Annotated in this window: 18 protein-coding genes; 15 read left to right on the top strand and 3 right to left on the bottom strand. The window is 71.1% G+C overall.

Features of this window, described 5'->3' with window-relative positions:
• Nucleotides 1-13 precede the first annotated feature (13 nt).
• A complete protein-coding gene (locus tag ACS5PV_RS02805; protein WP_048430384.1) occupies nucleotides 14-730 on the bottom strand; it encodes a response regulator transcription factor in 717 nt (238 codons plus the stop codon).
• 311 nt (nucleotides 731-1,041) lie between these two features.
• Between ACS5PV_RS02805 and ACS5PV_RS02800 the strand changes: the two genes are divergently transcribed.
• The 15 genes from ACS5PV_RS02800 to ACS5PV_RS02730 all read left to right on the top strand — a co-directional run bounded on the left by ACS5PV_RS02800 (nucleotide 1,042) and on the right by ACS5PV_RS02730 (nucleotide 16,722).
• Nucleotides 1,042-1,809 (top strand): HugZ family pyridoxamine 5'-phosphate oxidase, encoded by a 768-nt coding sequence (locus tag ACS5PV_RS02800; protein ID WP_455393841.1) that lies wholly within the window; start codon nucleotides 1,042-1,044, stop codon nucleotides 1,807-1,809.
• Between the two features lie 230 nt (nucleotides 1,810-2,039).
• A complete protein-coding gene (locus ACS5PV_RS02795) occupies nucleotides 2,040-3,650 on the top strand; it encodes a phosphoenolpyruvate carboxykinase (protein ID WP_455393840.1) in 1,611 nt (536 codons plus the stop codon).
• Nucleotides 3,651-3,747: 97 nt separating this feature from the next.
• Nucleotides 3,748-4,833, top strand: coding sequence for an NAD(P)/FAD-dependent oxidoreductase (locus tag ACS5PV_RS02790; protein ID WP_455393839.1), 1,086 nt, complete (start codon nucleotides 3,748-3,750; stop codon nucleotides 4,831-4,833).
• Between the two features lie 472 nt (nucleotides 4,834-5,305).
• The gene (lepA, locus tag ACS5PV_RS02785) at nucleotides 5,306-7,111 is read left to right on the top strand and encodes a translation elongation factor 4 (protein ID WP_455393838.1); all 1,806 of its coding nucleotides are present in this window, start codon (nucleotides 5,306-5,308) and stop codon (nucleotides 7,109-7,111) included.
• A gap of 187 nt (nucleotides 7,112-7,298) precedes the next feature.
• Complete coding sequence (locus ACS5PV_RS02780) at nucleotides 7,299-8,600, top strand: glutamate-5-semialdehyde dehydrogenase (RefSeq protein WP_455393837.1); 1,302 nt, start codon at nucleotides 7,299-7,301, stop codon at nucleotides 8,598-8,600.
• A 39-nt stretch (nucleotides 8,601-8,639) separates the two neighbouring features.
• On the top strand, nucleotides 8,640-9,263 hold the full coding sequence (locus ACS5PV_RS02775; protein ID WP_455393836.1) for a nicotinate-nucleotide adenylyltransferase: 624 nt from the start codon (nucleotides 8,640-8,642) through the stop codon (nucleotides 9,261-9,263).
• A 282-nt stretch (nucleotides 9,264-9,545) separates the two neighbouring features.
• Complete coding sequence (gene rsfS, locus ACS5PV_RS02770) at nucleotides 9,546-9,845, top strand: ribosome silencing factor (protein WP_455393892.1); 300 nt, start codon at nucleotides 9,546-9,548, stop codon at nucleotides 9,843-9,845.
• 48 nt (nucleotides 9,846-9,893) lie between these two features.
• Nucleotides 9,894-10,382: a 23S rRNA (pseudouridine(1915)-N(3))-methyltransferase RlmH gene (gene rlmH / locus ACS5PV_RS02765; protein WP_455393835.1), complete on the top strand. Its 489-nt coding sequence runs from the start codon at nucleotides 9,894-9,896 to the stop codon at nucleotides 10,380-10,382.
• The gene (locus ACS5PV_RS02760) at nucleotides 10,379-11,686 is read left to right on the top strand and encodes a murein hydrolase activator EnvC family protein (protein ID WP_455393834.1); all 1,308 of its coding nucleotides are present in this window, start codon (nucleotides 10,379-10,381) and stop codon (nucleotides 11,684-11,686) included. Before rlmH ends, ACS5PV_RS02760 begins: the two co-directional genes overlap by 4 nt.
• A complete protein-coding gene (locus ACS5PV_RS02755) occupies nucleotides 11,686-13,026 on the top strand; it encodes a S41 family peptidase (RefSeq protein ID WP_455393833.1) in 1,341 nt (446 codons plus the stop codon). Before ACS5PV_RS02760 ends, ACS5PV_RS02755 begins: the two co-directional genes overlap by 1 nt.
• Before the next feature lie 134 nt (nucleotides 13,027-13,160).
• Complete coding sequence (locus ACS5PV_RS02750; protein ID WP_455393832.1) at nucleotides 13,161-14,366, top strand: divergent polysaccharide deacetylase family protein; 1,206 nt, start codon at nucleotides 13,161-13,163, stop codon at nucleotides 14,364-14,366.
• Nucleotides 14,367-14,549: 183 nt separating this feature from the next.
• The gene (locus tag ACS5PV_RS02745) at nucleotides 14,550-15,083 is read left to right on the top strand and encodes an RNA pyrophosphohydrolase (RefSeq protein ID WP_455393831.1); all 534 of its coding nucleotides are present in this window, start codon (nucleotides 14,550-14,552) and stop codon (nucleotides 15,081-15,083) included.
• 34 nt (nucleotides 15,084-15,117) lie between these two features.
• Complete coding sequence (locus ACS5PV_RS02740) at nucleotides 15,118-15,780, top strand: DUF2939 domain-containing protein (RefSeq protein ID WP_455393830.1); 663 nt, start codon at nucleotides 15,118-15,120, stop codon at nucleotides 15,778-15,780.
• 153 nt (nucleotides 15,781-15,933) lie between these two features.
• The gene (locus tag ACS5PV_RS02735; protein ID WP_455393891.1) at nucleotides 15,934-16,368 is read left to right on the top strand and encodes an Hsp20 family protein; all 435 of its coding nucleotides are present in this window, start codon (nucleotides 15,934-15,936) and stop codon (nucleotides 16,366-16,368) included.
• Nucleotides 16,369-16,458: 90 nt separating this feature from the next.
• On the top strand, nucleotides 16,459-16,722 hold the full coding sequence (locus tag ACS5PV_RS02730; RefSeq protein ID WP_455393829.1) for a BQ00720 family protein: 264 nt from the start codon (nucleotides 16,459-16,461) through the stop codon (nucleotides 16,720-16,722).
• A 226-nt stretch (nucleotides 16,723-16,948) separates the two neighbouring features.
• Here ACS5PV_RS02730 and ACS5PV_RS02725 read toward each other — a convergent pair whose 3' ends face one another.
• Nucleotides 16,949-18,256, bottom strand: a complete 1,308-nt coding sequence (locus ACS5PV_RS02725) for a M16 family metallopeptidase (RefSeq protein ID WP_455393828.1) — start codon at nucleotides 18,254-18,256, stop codon at nucleotides 16,949-16,951.
• Between the two features lie 81 nt (nucleotides 18,257-18,337).
• Entirely contained in the window at nucleotides 18,338-19,708 is a 1,371-nt protein-coding gene (locus ACS5PV_RS02720) for a M16 family metallopeptidase (RefSeq protein WP_455393827.1), read from the bottom strand.
• Between the last annotated feature and the right edge of the window lie 348 nt (nucleotides 19,709-20,056).

Here is a 20,056-nt window from a genome sequence, read left to right as displayed (position 1 = left end):
CTGGTCAAGCGGCTTACATTTCCTTGAAGCGGTAGCCGACGCCGTACAGCGTCTCGATCATGTCGAAGCTGTTGTCGGTCACCTTGAACTTCTTGCGCAGGCGCTTGATGTGGCTGTCGATGGTGCGGTCGTCGACGTAGACCTGGTCGTCGTAGGCAGCGTCCATCAGGGCGTTGCGGCTCTTCACGACGCCGGGGCGCTGCGCCAGCGCCTGGAGGATCAGGAACTCGGTCACGGTCAGCGTCACCGGCTCGCCCTTCCAGGTGCAGGTGTGGCGCTCCGGGTCCATCATCAGCTGGCCGCGCTCCAGCGAGCGGGCGGCCGCCGCCTCCGCTTCGCGGGCCGAGGCGCCGGGCCCGGCCTCCTTGGCGGCGAAGCGGCGCAGCACCGCCTTGACCCGCTCGACGAGGAGGCGCTGCGAGAACGGCTTCCGGATGAAGTCGTCGGCGCCCATCTTGAGGCCGAACAGCTCGTCGATCTCCTCGTCCTTCGAGGTCAGGAAGATCACCGGCAGGTCGGATTTCTGGCGCAGGCGGCGCAGGAGCTCCATCCCGTCCATGCGCGGCATCTTGATGTCGAAGATCGCCAGATCGGGCGGGGAGTGCTTCAGCCCGTCGAGCGCCGAGGCTCCGTCGGTGTAGGTCTGGATCCGGTAGCCCTCGGTCTCCAGGGCGATCGACACGGAGGTCAGGATGTTGCGGTCGTCATCGACGAGGGCGATGGTCGGCATGGGCATTCCCTGGGGCGCGGGCGTCGCCCGCAGGACATACCGGCCCTGCTGAACGCCACCCGACTGAAACCGGTTCCGGGGCAGAACTCGCGTGCCGCTGCCCCCGTCCGGAAAAAGGCTGGACAGTGGCCGCGACGCCACGATTCGGACTCCCTTAAGGCCATCGCGCCGAAAAAGCGAGCACCCGTGGCGAGGCGGCCACAGACGCAGCGAGATTCGATCCCGCGGGCCGCGGCGTCGCGCGGCCTGGACGGGCCCGCGCACCGGCGCCAAGGTAGGTCCGGGGACCATGCACGGCGAGGGGGGACGGCATGACCGAGGGAGCGAGGAATCAGGCCGCGCCGCTGCCGGCCGCCGAGGCGCCGTTCGATGCCGTCGGCCTCGCCAAGTCCCTGCTGCGAAAGGTGCGCTCGGGCGCCCTCGCGACCCTGGAGCGGGAGGGGGGTGCGCCCTTCGCCTCCCTCGTCACCGTGGCGACGGACGCCGACGGAACGCCGCTGCTGCTGCTCTCGCGCCTCTCGGCCCACACCCTCAACCTGGAGGCCGATCCGCGCTGCTCGCTGCTGCTGAGCCCCGGCGGCAAGGGCGACCCGCTCGCCCATCCGCGCCTGACCGTGACCGGTGAGGCCCGGCGCAGCGACGCGGCGCGGGTGCGGGCGCGCTTCCTCGCCCGCCACCCGAAGGCCGCGCTCTACGCGGATTTTCCCGATTTCGCGTTCTTCCGCCTCGCCGTCCGGGCCGGCCACCTCAACGGCGGCTTTGCCAAGGCCGCGACGCTGACGGCGCCGGAACTCCTCACCGATCTCACCGGGCTCGACGCGCTCGCCGAATCCGAGCCCGGCGCCGTCGCCCACATGAACGAGGACCACGCCGACGCCGTCGCGCTCTACGCCACGCGGCTCGCCGGCGAGGAGCCGGGCCCGTGGCGGCTCACCGGGTTCGACCCGGAGGGGCTCGACCTGATGGCCGGCGACCGCACCGCCCGGGTGCTCTTCCCGGAGCGTCTGGCCGACCCGGCCGCCCTGCGCCCGACCCTGGTGGCGATGGCGGCCCAGGCCCGCGCCGTCCCCAGTTCATGACACAAAGTCGAGCTTGTCACGGCGGCGCGACGCGAATTCGATTGAACCGCGAAGTTTCGCCACCTACTAAAGCAGCCCACCGAGGGCCGTTGATCGGCCTCGGCGCGGCGACGTGCGACCTGCTAGGACAGGCATGGTCACCGCACCGGACGCGAGGGTAGAAGTCAATCGGCCCGATCCGGACCGGCAGGCGGCCGGGTTCCCTACGGTCGGCGCCAGGAGGAACAGGCGTGAACGACATCGGCGTATTCAACGAGGCGTTCGGCGCCGACAAGATCGGCTTCCGCAACCTCAAACGCGTCAACTGGAACCTGGAGGCCCCGAGCCTCTACGAGCACGCGCTCCAGCGCGGCGAGGCCCAGCTGGCCGCCGGCGGCGCCCTGGTCGCCGAGACCGGCATCCATACCGGCCGCTCGCCCAAGGACAAGTTCGTGGTCCGCGACGCGGACACCGAGAACGAGGTGTGGTGGGAGAACAACGGCGGCATCACCCGCCCGCAATTCGAGACCCTGTTCGAGGACTTCCTCGCCCATGCCGAGGGCAAGGAGCTCTTCGCCCAGGATCTCGTCGGCGGCGCCGAGGTCGGCCACCGGGTCCGCGCCCGGGTCTTCACCGAGTATGCCTGGCACTCGCTGTTCATCCGCAACCTGCTGATCCGCCCGGAGCGCGAGACCCTCGCGACCTTCGAGCCGGAGCTGACCATCATCGACCTGCCGAGCTTCCGCGCCGACCCGGCCCGGCACGGCTGCCGCACCGAGACCGTCATCGCGGTCGACTTCTCGCGCAAGATCGTGCTGATCGGCGGCACCTCCTACGCCGGCGAGATGAAGAAGTCGGTCTTCACCTACCTGAACTACGTGCTGCCCAAGGCTCACGTCATGCCGATGCACTGCTCGGCCAACGTCGGCCACGAGGGTGACTCGGCGCTGTTCTTCGGCCTGTCGGGCACCGGCAAGACCACCCTGTCCTCCGACCCGAACCGGGTGCTGCTCGGCGACGACGAGCACGGCTGGAGCCCGAAGGGCATCTTCAACTTCGAGGGCGGCTGCTACGCCAAGACCATCCGCCTGTCGCGGGAGGCCGAGCCCGAGATCTACTCCACCACCGAGCGCTTCGGCACCGTGATGGAGAACGTCGTCATCGATCCGGTCACCCGTCAGCCGGACTTCGACGACGCCTCGCGCACCGAGAACACCCGCTGCGCCTACCCGCTGCCCTTCATCAGCAACTCGAGCGCCACCGGCCAGGCCGGGCACCCGAAGAACATCGTCATGCTGACCTGCGACGCCTTCGGGGTGCTGCCCCCGATCGCCAAGCTGACCGGCGCCGAGGCGATGTACCACTTCCTCTCGGGCTACACCGCCAAGGTGGCCGGCACCGAGAAGGGGCTGAAGGGCCCGGAGGCGACGTTCTCGACCTGCTTCGGCGCGCCGTTCATGCCGCGTCACCCCTCGGTCTACGGCAACCTGCTGCGCGACCTGATCGCCCGTCACCACGTCGATTGCTGGCTGGTCAACACCGGCTGGACCGGCGGCGGCGTCGGCACCGGGCGGCGCATGCCGATCCGCGTCACCCGCCGGCTGCTGACCGCGGCGCTCGACGGTTCGCTCGCCAAGGCGGATTTCCGCCGCGACCCGTATTTCGGTTTCGCGGTCCCGACCTCGGTGCCCGGCGTCGAGCCGCACATCCTGTACCCGGTGAAGACCTGGCAGGATAAGGCCGCCTTCGCCGAGACGGCCAAGAGCCTGGTCGAGATGTTCCAGAACAACTTCAAGCGCTTCGAGGCCCACGTCGACGCCGACGTGCGCGCCGCCGAGCCGACCATGTCGATCGCCGCTTAAACAGCCGGCGCTCGGTGAACTTCAGGGCCCCTCTCCCCCCGGAGAGGGGCCCTTTTCGTTGTAGAAGCACGAACCAAGAAACAGGGAGGAGCGGCCGATGATGGTGCTCGTCGTCGGTGCCGGCGTGGTCGGCCTCGCGATCGGTCGGGAACTGGCCCTGCGCGGCCACGAGGTGGTCGTGGCGGAGGCGGCAGGAGGCATCGGGACCGGCGTGTCCTCGCGCAATTCCGAGGTGATCCATGCCGGGATGTATTATCCGACCGGGTCCCTCCGGGCGCGCCACTGCGTCGAGGGAAGGCGCCGGCTCTACGCCTTCTGCGCGAGCCACGGGGTGCCGCACGCGAAGATCGGCAAGCTGATCGTCGCGGCGACCGAGCCGGAGGGGCCTAAGATCGCGGCGATCCACGCGCAAGGGGTCGAGAACGGCGTCGAGGGCCTGTCGCTCCTCGACGGCGAGGAGGCCCGGCGGCTCGAGCCGAACCTCGCCTGCAACGCCGCGCTCCTCTCGACCGAGACCGGAATCGTCGACAGCCACGCCCTGATGCTGGCGCTGCAAGGCGACATCGAGGATGCGGGCGGGGCGCTGGCCTTCCATACCTCCGTCGACCGCCTGACCCGCTCGGGCGAGGGCTGGGTCGCGCATTTCGGCGACGACGCCCTCGCGGTCGACGCCGTCGTCAACACCGCGAGCTTCGGCGCACAGATGCTCGCCCGGGCGACTGAGGGCTATCCGGAGGCCCGGGTGCCGCGCCTGGTGCTCGCCAAGGGCAACTATTTCGGCTGCACCGGCCGGCCGGCCTTCTCGCGGCTGATCTACCCGGCGCCCGTCGAGGGGGGGCTGGGCATCCACCTCACCCTCGATCTTGCCGGCCGGATGCGCTTCGGCCCCGACGTCGAGTGGATCGACGCGCCCGACTACGAGGTCGATCCCGGCCGCGGCGCCCTGTTCTACGCCGCGATCCGCCGCTACTGGCCCGCTCTCCCCGACGGGGCGCTGGTGCCCGACTACGCGGGCATCCGCCCGAAGCTGTCCGGCCCGGGGGAGGGGGCGGCCGACTTCCTGATCGACGGCCCGGCCGAGCACGGGCTGCCGGGGCTGGTGCACCTGTTCGGCATCGAGAGCCCGGGCCTGACCTCGAGCCTGTCGCTGGCGGAGGACGTGGCGGACCGGCTGGGGGCGTGAGACTCGCTAAGGGTGAGTGCTGGGCTGTGCTCCCTTTTGACCGTAGTGCGTCTCGAACATTCCTTGAGGTGTCTCCCACGGCACACGATACAACAGGCTGCGCGGTGTAGGAGCGACGGCCGGTGCGCCTGAACCCTCCCCCCTCTGCGGGGGAGGGTGGCGAGCGGAGCGAGCCGGGAGAGGGGAGCCACGCTTCCGGAGAGGTCGCGCGCTTGATTGAAGGGCGCTCACTGGATCAACGTCGCGCTGCCCCTCTCCCGCCCGGCTCCGCCGGCCACCCTCCCCCGCAGAGGGGGGAGGGATCGAGCACGCTGGTCCTCCTTCCGCATCTGCGCAGGCTGCGCAGCAAGAATCGCGTGCGTCCGGCCGCCGTCTTGGCGCGGCGGGGTGCCGCTGCTATCTCCGGGCGACTTTTCCCTTACGCCGTGCGCCCCGCGCATCGCCGCGCCCGTGCGCCGGAGACAGCCCCACGATGACCGCGTCCCCCATCGACAACATCCGCAACTTCTCGATCGTCGCCCATATCGACCACGGCAAGTCGACGCTGGCCGACCGGCTGATCCAGATCACCGGCGCGGTCGCGGCGCGCGACATGAGCGAGCAGATGCTCGACTCGATGGACATCGAGAAGGAGCGCGGCATCACCATCAAGGCGCAGACCGTGCGCCTGGAATACAAGGCGCAGGACGGGCGCGACTACGTCCTCAACCTGATGGACACGCCCGGCCACGTCGACTTCGCCTACGAGGTCTCGCGCTCGCTCGCCGCCTGCGAGGGGTCTTTGCTCGTCGTCGACGCCTCCCAGGGCGTCGAGGCGCAGACGCTCGCCAACGTCTACCAGGCCCTCGATGCCAACCACGAGATCGTCCCGGTCCTCAACAAGATCGACCTGCCGGCGGCCGAGCCCGACCGGGTCAAGGACCAGATCGAGGAGGTGATCGGCATCGACGCCAAGGACGCGGTGCCGATCTCGGCCAAGACCGGCATCAACATCGAGGCGGTGCTGGAGGCGATCGTCACCCGCCTGCCGCCGCCGAAGGGCGACCGGAGCGCGCCGCTGAAGGCGCTGCTGGTCGATTCCTGGTACGACGTCTATCTCGGCGTCGTGGTCCTCGTGCGCATCGTCGACGGCGTGCTCAAGAAGGGCATGACGATCCGCATGATGGGCGCGGATGCGGCCTACGGCGTCGAGCGTCTCGGCGTGTTCCGGCCGAAGATGCAGGACAAGGCCGAGCTCGGCCCCGGCGAGGTCGGCTTCTTCACCGGCTCGATCAAGGAAGTGGCCGATACCCGCGTCGGCGACACCATCACCGAGGACAAGCGCCAGACCAAGGAGGCGATGCCGGGCTTCAAGCCGGTGCAGCCGGTGGTGTTCTGCGGCCTCTTCCCGGTCGATGCCGCCGACTTCGAGAGCTTGCGCGGCGCGATGGGCAAGCTCCGGCTCAACGACGCCTCGTTCTCCTACGAGATGGAGACGTCCGCCGCGCTCGGCTTCGGTTTCCGCTGCGGCTTCCTCGGCCTTCTCCACCTCGAGATCATCCAGGAGCGGCTGGAGCGCGAGTTCAACCTCGACCTGATCTCGACCGCACCGAGCGTGGTCTACCACCTCAACATGCAAGACGGGGAGCAGAAGGAGCTGCACAACCCGGCCGACATGCCCGACGTGATGAAGATCGCCTCGATCGAGGAGCCGTGGATCCGCGCCACGATCTTGACCCCGGACGAGTATCTCGGCGGCGTGCTCAAGCTGTGCCAGGACCGGCGCGGCACCCAGATCGACCTCAACTACGTCGGCAAGCGCGCCATGGTCGTCTACGACCTGCCGCTCAACGAGGTGGTGTTCGATTTCTACGATCGCCTGAAGTCGATCTCGAAGGGCTACGCCTCGTTCGACTACCACATCTCGGATTACCGCGAGGGTGATCTGGTGAAGATGTCGATCCTGGTCAATGCCGAGCCGGTCGACGCGCTCTCGATGCTGGTCCACCGCACCCGCGCCGAGCATCGCGGCCGGGCGATGTGCGAGAAGCTCAAGGACCTGATCCCGCGCCACCTGTTCCAGATTCCGGTCCAGGCGGCGATCGGCGGCAAGATCATCGCCCGCGAGACCATCCGGGCCCTGTCGAAGGACGTCACCGCCAAGTGCTACGGCGGCGACATCTCCCGCAAGCGCAAGCTCCTCGACAAGCAGAAGGAGGGCAAGAAGCGCATGCGCCAGTTCGGCAAGGTCGAGATCCCGCAGGAGGCGTTCATCGCCGCGCTCAAGATGGACAGCTGACGCCCCTCTCCCTGGATCGATCCGTACGCGAGCGCCGCCGGCCGTCCCGGCGGCGCTCTCTTTTTTGGGTCGCGCGCATTGTGCGCCCTCACGCATCACGCCCGCGCCGGCGCTTGTCGCCGCGCGCTCCTGCGTGGCATGAGGAGCGCCCGACACATCGCCGCCCCAGGCGGCCAGGAAGACGACCGTGTCCGTGCTGAGCCTGAAACCCCGCCAAGAGACCGTCTCCGAAAATGTCGACGCGCTGATGCGCGAGATCGGCCGGCAGGCTCGCGCCGCCGCGCGTCGGATGGCGATGGTCCCAGGCCCGGTGAAGGACGCAGCCCTGCGCGAGGCGGCCGCGTGCCTGCGGGCCGCCGCGCCCGCGATCCTGGAGGCGAACGCCGCCGACATGGCCGAGGCGCAGGCCAAGGGCCTGCCCGCCGCCTCCCTCGACCGCCTGGCGCTGAACCCCGCCCGGGTCGCGGCGATCGCCGAGGCCGTCGAGAGCATCGCCGGCCTGCCCGATCCGGTCGGGCGCCTGCTCGCCACCTACGAGCGGCCGAACGGCCTGACGATCGAGCGGGTGGCGACGCCGCTCGGCGTCGTCGGCGTCATCTTCGAGAGCCGTCCCAACGTGACGGCGGATGCCGGCGCGCTCTGCCTCAAGGCCGGCAACGCCGCGATCCTGCGCGCCGGCTCCGAGAGTCACCGCAGCGCCACCGCGATCGCGAAGGCGATGATCGAGGGGCTGACCCGCCACGGCCTGCCGGCCGACGCGATCCAGCTCGTGCCGACGAAGGACCGGGCGGCGGTCGGCGCGATGCTCACCGGCCTCGACGGCGCCATCGACGTGATCGTGCCCCGCGGCGGCAAGAGCTTGGTCGCCCGGGTGCAGGACGAGGCGCGGGTGCCGGTCTTCGCCCACCTGGAGGGGATCTGCCACGTCTTCGTGCACGCGGCCGCCGACCTCGCCATGGCACGCGAGATCGTGCGCAACAGCAAGCTGCGCCGCACCGGCGTCTGCGGCGCCGCCGAGACCCTGCTCGTCGACCGCGCCTGCGCGGCCACCCACCTGGCGCCGCTGGTGACCGACCTCCTGGAGGCCGGCTGCGCCGTGCGCGGCGACGAGGCGGCACGCGCCGTCGATCCCCGGGTGACGCCGGCGACCGAGGAGGATTGGCGCACCGAGTACCTCGATGCGATCATCTCGGTGCGGGTGGTCGACGGGCTCGAGGCCGCGATCGACCACATCGAGACTTATGGCTCGCACCACACCGACTCGATCCTGACCGAGGACTTGACGGCCGCCGAGCGCTTCATGGCCAAGGTCGATTCGGCGATCGTCGTCCACAACGCCTCGACCCAGTTCGCCGACGGCGGCGAGTTCGGCTTCGGCGCCGAGATCGGCATCGCCACCGGGCGGATGCACGCCCGCGGCCCGGTCGGCGTCGAGCAGCTCACTACCTTCAAGTACCGGGTGCGCGGCACCGGGCAGATCCGCCCGTGACCGCCTGACGCGAAGCGACACGGTCCGGACCTCGCGCGCGTGATCGTGCGCCTGCCGCCCCTCGCGCCGGGTTTGCGGGTCGGCCTCTACGGCGGCTCGTTCAACCCGGCCCATGCCGGGCACCGGCATGTCAGCCGGCTGGCCCTGCGGCGCCTCGCCCTCGACCGGGTGTGGTGGCTGGTGAGCCCCGGCAACCCGCTGAAGGACCGTCGGCACCTGCCCGAGGCGGCGGCCCGCGCCGCGGGGGCCCGGGCGGTCGCCGCCGATCCGCGGATCGCCGTCACCGCCTTCGAGGCGGGCCTCGGGGAGGGGCGCCTCGGCATCCGCTACACCGTCGACACCCTGCGCTGGCTGACGGAGCGGCATCCGGAGGTCCGCTTCGTCTGGATCATGGGCGCCGACAGCCTGGCCACGTTCCACCGCTGGAAGGGCTTTCGCGAGATCGCCGCCCGGATGCCCTTCGCGGTGATCGACCGCCCGGGCTACACCCTGAAGGCGATGGCCTCGCCCGCCGCGCGCCTGCTCAGCGCCTCCCGCATCGCAGAGCCCGCCGCCCCGACCCTCGCCGACCGGGCGCCGCCGGCCTGGGTCTTCCTGCACGGGCCGCGCAACAGCCTGTCCTCGACGGCGTTGCGGGCTGCCACGGTCGGGCCGGCGCGCTGATCGCGGGTGATCGCTCGGGATTTGCACCGCGCCAGCTTGAAAATCCGCCATCGGTTCGCCACTGTCATCCTCTAATGGCATCGGCACCGCGCATGCCGCGGGCATCAATCGTCTCGTGGCGCCATCGGGTGCCTTCATCGACAGGGGCCGGCACTGAACGACGCAATCTCTCACGAAGCTCAGGAGACCGAGCTTCCCGTGCAGCCCGAGGCGCAGGATTCCACGATCGGCGCGCCCGAGGCCGCGGACATGAGGTCGGTTGCCCTCGCCTGCCTCGAGGACATGAAGGCCGAGGACACCGTCGAGATCGACCTCGTCGGCAGGACCTCGATCGCCGACGCCATGATCATCACGTCCGGCCGCTCGCAGCGCCACGTCGGCTCGATCGCCGACAAGGTGATCCAGGAGTTCAAGGGCCGCGGCTTCGGCAACCCCCGGGTCGAGGGCATGCCGGCCTGCGACTGGGTGCTGATCGATGCCGGCGACATCCTGGTCCACATCTTCCGGCCCGAGGTGCGCCACTTCTACAACCTCGAGAAGATCTGGGGCGCCGACCGGCCGGCCGACCGCCTCGCCGGCTGACCCGACCCAGCCTGACTCCACGCAGCGCAGACGGACGGAACCGCCGCCATGCGGCTCGCCCTCGTCGCGGTGGGCCGCCTCAAGCGCGGCCCTGAGCGCGACCTCGCCGAAGAGTATCGCGGCCGCGCCGACGCGCTCGGCCGCAGCCTCGGCTTCTCCTCCGTCCACCTCACCGAGATCCCGGAGAGCCGGGCCCGGCGCGCGCCGGACCGCTGCGCCGAGGAAGCCACCGCGATCCTGGCGGCGATCCCGCCCGGCGCCGCCGCGCTCGTCCTCGACGAGGGGGGGAGGGCGGTGACGAGCCTCGACTTCTCGGCCCAGCTCGGCGCCTGGCGCGACGGCGGCCGGCCCGGTCTCGCCATCGTGATTGGCGGCGCCGACGGCCTCGATCCTAGTGTCAGGGCCAGGGCGGACCTGGTCTTCGCCTTCGGCGCCGCCACCCTGCCGCACGGCCTCGTCCGGGTCCTGGCCTTCGAGCAGCTCTACCGGGCCATGACGATCCTCTCCGGCCACCCCTATCACCGCGGCGCCCCGTGACCCGAGCGCTCCTCGCCCTTCTCCTCGCGGCGCTCGCCCTGCCGGCGCAAGCCCAGACGGCGCCGGAGCCCGACCCGGTGGCGAAGGCGCAGGCCGAGAAGGACCGGCGCGCCGAGAGCCTGCGGGCGATCGAGAGCGCGCTTCAGGCCAGCAACGAGACGAAGGCCAGGCTCGAGCGCGAGGTGGCCGAAATCAAGGGCGACGGCGCCCGCCTCAACCAGGCGCTGATCGACGCCGCCCGCAAGGCGCAGGAAGCCGAGACTCGCATCTCCGAGCTGGAGGCCCGCCTCCAGACCATGGCGGGCAGCGAGACGGCCCTGCGCCGCTCGCTCGAGGCCCGCCGCGGAGTGATCGCCGAGGTGCTGGCGGCGCTCCAGCGCATGGGCCGGCGCCCACCGCCGGCGGTGCTGGTGCGGCCCGAGGACGTGCTGGCGGCGATCCGCACCTCGATGCTGCTCGGCGCCGTGGTGCCCGAATTGCAGGGCGAGGCCGAGACCCTGGCCGGCGACCTCGCCGAGCTGGTGCGCCTGCGCGGCCTCATCGCCGCCGACCAGGAGACCCTGCGCGGCGACATCAAGGGCTGGGCCGCCGAGCGCCAGCGCCTCACCGCCCTCGTCAACGCCCGCCAGGCCCGTCTCGGCGAGGCCGAGAGCGGGCTGACCGCCGAGCGCGACCGCGCCACGGGGCTCGCCGGCCAGGCCCGCTCGCTCAAGGACCTGGTCGATCGCCTCGACGGCGACCTGACCAATGCCCGCCGCGCCGCCGGTGCGGCGAAGGAGGCGGCGGAGGCCGAGAGCCGCGAGACCCGCGAGCGCTTCGCCGCCGCCGCCTTGCGCGATCCGGCCCGGCTCTCCCCCAAGGTGCCGTTCCCCCAGGTGCGCGGCCTGGTGCCGCGCCCGGTGAGCGGCGAGGTGGTGCGGACCTTCGGCAGCCCCGACGGCGCCGGGGGCACGAGCCGCGGCATATCGCTCATGACGCGCCCGCGCGGCGTCGTCTCCTCTCCGGCCGACGGCTGGGTGGCTTATGCGGGAGCGTTCCGCTCCTACGGTCGTCTCTTGATCATCAACGCGGGCGACGGCTACTATCTCCTCCTGGCGGGCATGGACCAGATCAACGTCGAGGTCGGTCAGTTCGTGCTCGCGGGGGAGCCGGTCGCCGTGATGGGAGACACGGGCTCCGCACCTTCGGCAGGAGCCGGTGGGCGGAACGATCCCGTCCTGTACGTCGAGTTCAAGAAAGACGGTGGCTCCATCGACCCGGATCCTTGGTGGGCCAAAGGGTCAAGCGAGAAGGTTCGCGGATAATGCGCAAAGTTTCCCTCGTCCTGTTCGGAGCCGTCCTGGGCGCCGGGACGGCCACGGTGGCGACCCAGACCCACCTGCTCTCGAGCACGAGCGCGGTGGCCGCCTCGGCCGAGACCTATCGCCAGCTGAGCCTGTTCGGCGACGTGTTCGAGAAGATCCGCACCGACTACGTCGAGAAGCCCGACGAGGGGAAGCTGATCGAGGCGGCCGTCAACGGCATGCTAACCTCGCTCGACCCGCATTCGAGCTACATGGACGCCAAGAGCTTCCGTGACATGCAGGTGCAGACGAAGGGCGAGTTCGGGGGCCTCGGCATCGAGGTCACGATGGAGGACGGCCTGATCAAGGTCGTCACCCCGATCGACGACACGCCCGCCGCCCGCGCCGGCCTGCTCGCCAACGACATCATCACCCAGATCGACGGCGACCAGGTCCAGGGCCTGTCCCTCAACCAGGCCGTCGACAAGATGCGCGGCCCCGTCAACTCGCCGGTGAAGCTGAAGATCACCCGCAAGGAGGCCAAGGATCCGCTCGAGGTCACGCTCAACCGCGACCTGATCCGGATCAAGCCGGTGCGCTCGCGCACCGAGGGCGGCGACATCGGCTACATCCGCCTGACCCAGTTCAACGAGCAGACCTATGACGGCCTGAAGGCCGCCGTCGACAAGCTCTCGACCGACCTGCCGGGCGACAAGCTCAAGGGCTTCATCATCGACCTGCGCAACAACCCGGGCGGCCTGCTCGACCAGGCGGTGATGGTCTCCGACGCCTTCCTCGACCGCGGCGAGATCGTCTCGACCCGTGGCCGCAACCCGGACGAGACCCAGCGCTTCTCGGCCAAGTCCGGCGACTTGACCAAGGGCAAGCCGGTGGTGGTGCTGGTCAACGGCGGCTCGGCCTCGGCCTCCGAGATCGTCGCCGGCGCGCTCCAGGACCACAAGCGCGCGACCGTGCTCGGCACCCGCTCCTTCGGCAAGGGCTCGGTGCAGTCGATCATCCCGCTCGGCGGCAACGGGGCGCTGCGGCTCACCACCGCGCGCTACTACACCCCGTCCGGCCGCTCGATCCAGGCCAAGGGCATCGAGCCGGACCAGGAGGTGCTCCAGGACGTGCCCGACGAGCTGAAGGGCAAGGACGAGACCAAGGGCGAGGCCGGCCTGAAGGGCCACCTTAAGCAGAAGGATACCGAGGAGCGCGGCGGCTCATCGGCCTACGTCCCGCCGGACCCGGCCAAGGACAAGCAGCTGATCGCCGCGGTCGACTTCCTGCACGGCGTGCAGAAGGGCGCCGCCAACACCGCAAAGAGCACCGACAAGGCGACGGACCCGAAGCCGAACTGACGGTGACGCGGGCGCCGCTCGAGGCCCCGCCTTAACCCGGCATTTACCACGAAGGCCCGCAATACCGGTCGAACGACCGGCGCTGCGGGCCTTCCGCTTTTTTGGCAGCGACACGGTCGCGGGACCTCACGCCTGTGCCGCTCGCGTCCGACACCATCCTGACCCGCCCCCTCGGGCTGAGGGACGAGGCGACCGCCCGTGTCACGCACTGGCGCGCCGCCCTGCGGCCCAAGGTGATCGCGGCCCTCGCCCTCGGTGCAGGGACGCTCGCGCTCATCGCCGTCCTGATCCTCGGCGAGGATCCGCTCGCCGGCGAGCCCTACGCCGTCGCGGCGATCGAGGTCCGGGCGCCGGTCGCCCCGGTGCCGGAGCCGGTGGTCCCGGTCCCAGCCCCAGTCCGTCCCGATCCGGCGAGCCGCAGCGCCGGCGAGGTCGAGCGGTCCTCCGGCGTCGTGGTGAGCCGGCCGGACGGCACCAGCGCGCCGAACTCGGTTGTGATCCGGGTGCCGGGCAACGGCCCGATCCAGCTCAACCCCGCCCCCGACCCGCGCCTTTCCGAGCGCGGCCGCTACGGCCCGCTGCCGAAGGTCGGCGCGGACGGCGCCCGGCCCCTCGACGTCTATGCCCGCCCGGAGGCCTCGGGCCTGGAACGGGGCGGGGCGGTCGCCGGCCGCATCGCCCTCGTGGTGTCGGGCCTCGGCATCGGCCAGGCCGCGACTCAGGACGCGATCCAGCGCCTGCCGCCGGCGGTGAGCCTCGCCTTCGCGCCCTACGGCGCCGACGTGCCGCGCAGCGCTTCCCGCGCCCGCGAGGCCGGGCACGAGGTGCTGGTGCAGGTACCGATGGAGCCGTTCGACTATCCCGACAACGATCCCGGCCCCCAGACCCTGCTGGCGGGTGCCAAGCCCGCCGAGAACCTCGACCGCCTCGCCTTCGTGCTCGCCCGGGTGCAGGGCGCGGTCGGGGTGATGAACTTCATGGGGGCGCGCCTCACCGGCGAGGCCGGCGCCCTGGAGCCCGTCCTGCGCGAGGTCGGCGGCCGCGGCCTCGGCTTCCTCGACGACGGCACCTCGCCGCGCTCGCTCGCCCGCGACCTCGCTCGCAAGGCCAAGGTGCCGGCGGCCCGGGCCGAGATCGTCGTCGACGCGGTGCCGCGCCCGGACGCGATCGATCGGGAACTCGCCCGCCTGGAGGAGGCGGCGCGCAAGTCGGGCTTCGTGCTCGGCTCGGCCACCGGCCAGCCGCTCTCGATCGACCGCATCGCCCGCTGGGCGAAGGACCTCGAATCCCGCGGCATCCTGCTGGTGCCGGCGAGCCGAGCCATGCGTTCCGCGCCCTGAATTGCGTCCAAGACCGCGCTCACCCCGCATTTTTGCCGGATGGTCGGTCCACAGGCAGGGAAATTGCTCTAGAGTACCCGCCGATCGCACCGCGATCGGCGGGTACTCTAGGTGTTTGTTTTTGCCGCATTTTCGTCGACGAAGCGGTGCCCACTTCGTCGGAAAATGCTCTAAGGTCACCCCATGGCATCGCTTCACCGCCCCGCATCCGCCCTGGCCAGCCTTCCCTACCGGCCGTGCGTCGGCATCGCCCTGTTCAACCGCGACGGGCTCGTCTTCGCCGGCCACCGGCGGCACGAATCGGCCGATCTCGGCGCCCATGCCTGGCAGATGCCGCAGGGCGGCATCGACGAGGGCGAGGCGCCGCGGGACGCCGCCCTGCGCGAGCTCTACGAGGAGACCAACGTCGCCCCGGGCTCGGTGCGCCTGCTCGCCGAGGCGCCGGGCTGGTACTCCTACGACCTGCCGACCTTCGCCGCCGGCAAGCCCTGGAAGGGGCGCTACCGCGGCCAGACCCAGAAGTGGTTCGCCTTCGCGTTCGAGGGTGACGAGCGCGAGATCGACATCCTGCGGCCGGGCGGCGGCGCCCACAGGGCGGAGTTCGACGGCTGGCGCTGGGAGCCGCTGGCGAACCTCGCCGCGCTGGTCATCCCGTTCAAGCGTCCGGTCTACGAGCAGGTGATCGCCGCCTTCGCCCACCTCGCGCGCCCGGCGTGACCGGCGCCGTGCGCCCAACCGCCGGCGCCTTTCCATGACCCGCTGGTGGTTCGCGGGCCTGGCGGTCGTGCTCCTGTGGGTCGCCTACGGGATCTCGCCCTACGTCGCGCTCTACCGCCTGTCGCAGGCGGTGCAGGCGCACGACGCGGCGGCCGTGGCGCAGCGGGTGAACTTCCGCACCCTGCGGCTGTCCCTGACCAAGCAGGCGCTGGCCGCGGCCGTCGACGGCATCGCGGCCCGCCGCGACCTGTCGCCCCGCGAGCGCACCATCCTGACCGAGGCGAGCGGGGCGCTGGCCGAGCCTCTGGTCGAATCCCTCGTCACGCCCGAGACCCTGATCGATCTCCTCGACGACGGCTGGCCGGTGCGCGCGGGCCTCGCCCGCGACGGCGGCACCCGGGAGGCGGCGCCCGGCGACACCACGGCCGCGGCGCCGAAGGCCGGGGATGCGTCCGGCAAGAACGGCCTCGGCCTGCACGCCTCGACGATCAGCCAGCTCTTCGCCCTGTTCCGCTCGGCCGAGCCGCGGGGGTTTCGCGGGATGGTGGTGAGCTACCCGCCCGACCGGCCGCTCGAGAACCGCTTCCGCCTGCGCCTGCGCCTGCGCGGCTGGACCTGGCGCCTCGTCGACCTGGAACTGCCGGGCGCGTTGCGCGAGCGCATCAGCCAGCGCCTTACCGGAGCGATGCAGCGCTAGTTTTCCGCGCGCGCGTCGTCCCCTTGATGCGCCGCCCCGCGCCCCTCATATCTTTGCCTGGGCCGGCGGAGTTGCGGTCGGCCCCGACGGGCGCTGCGCTGAGCGGGCTCGGATCTGACCGAAGTGCCTTCGCAACAGGGCTTCGCCGACACCATGACGCGTCCTTCGCCGTTCGGGCATCCGTTCCTGCTGGGCTTCGACGAGATCGAGCAGGCGCTCGACCGCGTCGCCAAAGCCGCCAACGACGGTTATCCGCCCTACAACATCGAGCGCCTGCCCCGCACCGAGCGGGAGCCGGAACGCCTGCGCATCACGCTGGCGGTCGCCGGCTTCACCCGCGACCAGCTCGACGTGACCCTGGAGGAGAGCCAGCTCATCGTCCGGGGCCGCCAGGCCGACGACAAGAGCCGGACCTTCCTGCACCGGGGCATCGCCGCGCGGCAGTTCCAGCGCGCGTTCCTGCTCGCCGACGGCATGGAGGTGCTGGGCGCCGACCTGTCGAACGGCCTGCTCTCGATCGACCTCGCCCGGCCCGAGCCGGAGCGCATCGTGCGACGGATCGACATCGGGTCGCGCGACGACGTTTGAGCATCCCCATATCGGGGTCACACCGGTCGTCGGGCCGCTTCGGGGCCTGGCCGATCCACCGTCCTGCTGCCTTTGAGAGGAGGGCGCATCATGTCCGACACCACCCTGAACCTCGACACCACCCTCGACCCCGGCGCGCTCGCGGCGCTCGGCGAGGGTCACGTGGCCTATGTCCGCGCCATGCGCTCGGAGGAGGTCAAGCGTCTCTTCCCCGAGGCCCCGGACCTCACCCCCGGTCTCGACCTGTTCGCCCTGCTCTCGGCGAGCGGCGCCCCGATCCTGCTGACCGACAGCCGCGATGCGGCCTTCGCCAATGCGTGGGCGCATGACTTGCAGGCGCTCAGCGTCCACTGATCCGGGCCGCTCCGGGAGCGCGTGCGTGGTGTCGCTCCCACGCCTGCTCATCGTCAGGCTCGTGGGAATCGAAAAAGGGCGCTCCGCTCCCGTCCGGGAGCGGAGCGCCCTGTTTGTTAGAGCGGGCCAGATGGAGGCAGGCTGCCACCTCGGCCCGACCGGTCGTCCAGGCCGGGAAACGGCAAACCGGCAGAAGGGGGGCGATCCGCCGGATCGCCCCTTTGTTTCAGTCCATCGCCGTCGGCCGCCCGGCCGCCACCACCAGCAGCTTGCCGTCGCCCAGCGTCCGGGCCGCCGCGCGGCGGATGTCGGCCTGCGTCACTGCGCCGATCAGCCCGTTGCGGCGGGCGATGTAGTCGATCCCCAGCCCCTCGAAGGCGATCTGCACCAGCTGGTGGGCGATCTTGGTCGAGGTGTCGAAGCCGAGCGCGTAGGAGCCGGTGAGGTAGTCCTTGGCCTTCTGCAACTCGTCGTCGGAGGGGCCGTCGCTGGTGAGTCGGGCGATCTCGTCGGCGATCACCGTCAGGCACTCGGCGACGCGCTCGTTCTTGGTCGCGGTGTAGCCCCAGGTCATCGAGGCGGCGCGGTGGCTCACCAGCGAGGTGCCGACCGAGTAGGCGAGGCCGCGCTTCTCGCGCACTTCCTGGAACAGCCGCGAGGTGAAGGCGCCGCCGCCCAGGATGTGGTTGAGCACGTAGGCCGGGATGAAGTCGGGGTCGCGCCACGCCACGCCGTCGGTGCCGAAGCGCAGCACCGATTGCGGCACGTCGAGATCGACGACGATGCGCCGCCCGAGACCGGTGATCGCGGTCGCCGGGACGGCCGTCAGTGCGCCGCCCTCCGGCAGGGCGCCGAAGGCCGCGTCGAGGGCACGCACGAGGGTCTCCTCGTCGATGGCACCGACGGCAGCGACCTTGACCCGGCCGCGGGCGATGAGCCGACGGTGCATCGCCACGAGGTCGTCGCGGGTGATCGACGACACGCTCTCGATCGTGCCCGAGGAGGGCCGGCCGTAGGGGTGGCCCGGATAGGCCTCGGCGAAGAAGCGGCGCGAGGCCATCACGCCGGGATCGTTCTGCTGGTAGCGCAGGCCGGCGAGCATCTGCGCCCGCACCCGCTCGATCGCCGCCTGGTCGAAGCGCGGCTGGGCGAGCGCGAGCGCCAGGAGCTCGATCGCCTCGTCGGCGTGCTTGACCAGCATCTTGAGCGAGCCGCCGATCGCGTCCGGCCCGGCATGGAAGCTCAGCTCGATGGCGCGGGCGGCGAGCCGCTCCTGGAAGGCGTCGGAATCGTGCGGGCCGGCGCCCTCGTCGAGGAGGCGCGCCAGCATCTGGGCGGTGCCGGCCTTGCCCTCGGGATCCTGCGCGGCGCCGCCCTCGAAGGTGAAGGCCAGCGCGATCAGGGGGACGATGGGTGACGCAACATGCCAGGCCTCGATGCCGCGGGCCGAGAGGACGGGGCGCGCCTGGGTCGGCGAGGACGACGTCGAGGACGACGGGGCGGCAGTGCGGGAGACGGCGTCGGCCGGGGTCATGAGGACCTCTTGTTGTGTCTTGGAAGAAAGAAGTCCGCCCGGCGGCGCGAGAGCGCCCCGGGCGGTGTCATGGCGGAGGGGTCAGGCCGCGGCCGCAGGTCCCGCCGCAGGTCCCTTGGTCAGGTAGCCGGTGACCGAGCGGGCCGGCACCAGGTAGCGCTCCGCCACCGCCGCCAGATGGGCGGCCTGCACCGCCTCGATCTCGGAGGGCCAGCGCCGCACCTCCTCGATGCTCTCGCCGATGGCGAGCGCCGAGCCGAAGATGCGCGCGAGCGACGACTGGCTGTCGGAGGAGTAGACCGTCTCGGCGACGAGGCGGGTCTTCGCCCGCTCGATCGCGGTGGCCGACAGCGCCTCGGAGGGCGCGCGGGCGAGCGCCCGGTCGAGGGCCTCTTCCAGCTTCTCGAGGCTCACGCCCTCCGCCGGCACGGCGTAGACCGAGAAGCGGGTGTCGTCGATCGCCGAGCCCATGTACCAGGCGCCGGCATTCACCGCGACGCCCTGCTCCAGCACCAGGCTGCGGTAGAGGTAGGAGGTCGGCCCGCCGCCCAGCACCTCGGCGAGCAGCTCCAGGGCGTGGCTCTCGCCGTCGCGGGCGGTGATGCAGGACGGGGTGAGGTAGAGCCGCTGCAGGGTCGGCTGCTCGACCTTCGGGTCGGCGACGCTGAGACGGCGCGCGGCGCGGGGCTCCGGCTCCCGCGGCCGCACCCGCTGCGGCCGGGCGCCGCGCGGCGTCACCACGCCGTAGGTGTCGTCGGCCAGCCGCCGGACCTCGTCGGCCGTCACGTCGCCGGCGACCACCAGGATGGCGTTCTCCGGGGTGTAGAAGCGGCGGTAATAGTCGAGGGCGTGGGTGCGGTTCAACTCCTCGATCTCGTGCATCCAGCCGATGATCGGGATGCCGTAGGGATGGTGCACGAAGAGCGAGGCCGCCATCGCCTCGGAGAGCTGCGCCGCCGGGTCGGTCTCGACCCGCATCCGGCGCTCCTCCAGCACCACGTCGCGCTCGGGCGCCACCACGGCGTCGTCGAGGATCAGGCCGGTCATCCGGTCCGCCTCGAAGCTCATCATGGTCTTCAGGTTCTCACGCGCCACGCGCTGGAAGTAGGCGGTGTAGTCGAACGACGTGAAGGCGTTCTCCTGGCCGCCTAGGCTCGACACCGCCTTCGAGAAGGCGCCGACTGGATGGGCCTCGGTGCCCTTGAACATCAGGTGCTCGAGGAAGTGGGCGATGCCGGACTGGCCGAGCGGATCATCCGCCGAGCCGTTGCGGTACCAGACCATGTGGGTGACGACCGGCGCGCGGTGGTCTGGCACCACCACCACGTCGAGGCCGTTGTCGAGCACGAAGGACGCCACTTCGGGACCGCCCGCCTCCGCTCGGCCGAAGGGCGCCGCGTCGGTGCGCAGGGTGGCGCTGACGGGGCAGACGAGGCCGGGGGCGGGGCGCATCCTGACTGGGGGCATCCTGATCTACCTTAGCCGGGCGGCCGGACGGGCCACCCGTGTTGGATCGTGAACCGGCTCACTTAAGAGAGGCTTGCGGCTCATGCGAGTCACGGGCCAGCGGGGCGTCCGAGCCGGCCGGTGGGCCAGCCACCGGGGTCGCCGACCGTTAGAGACCCTGTTCTAGAGCATTTTGTGGCAGGGGCGACCCGAGAACTGCGGAGAAATGCACTCGACGCAGATCGGCCCCGTTATGGCTTAGTCGAAGCGTGAACGGACATTCATCCGAAAGCTTGGCTTATCCGCCGCCGGAGCGGTCCTTGGGGCAATCGGGCGCGAAGCCCTGCACGGCGT

This window comes from Methylobacterium sp. Gmos1 (assembly GCF_053764715.1).
This window is presented reverse-complemented; position numbering and strand designations above follow the sequence as displayed.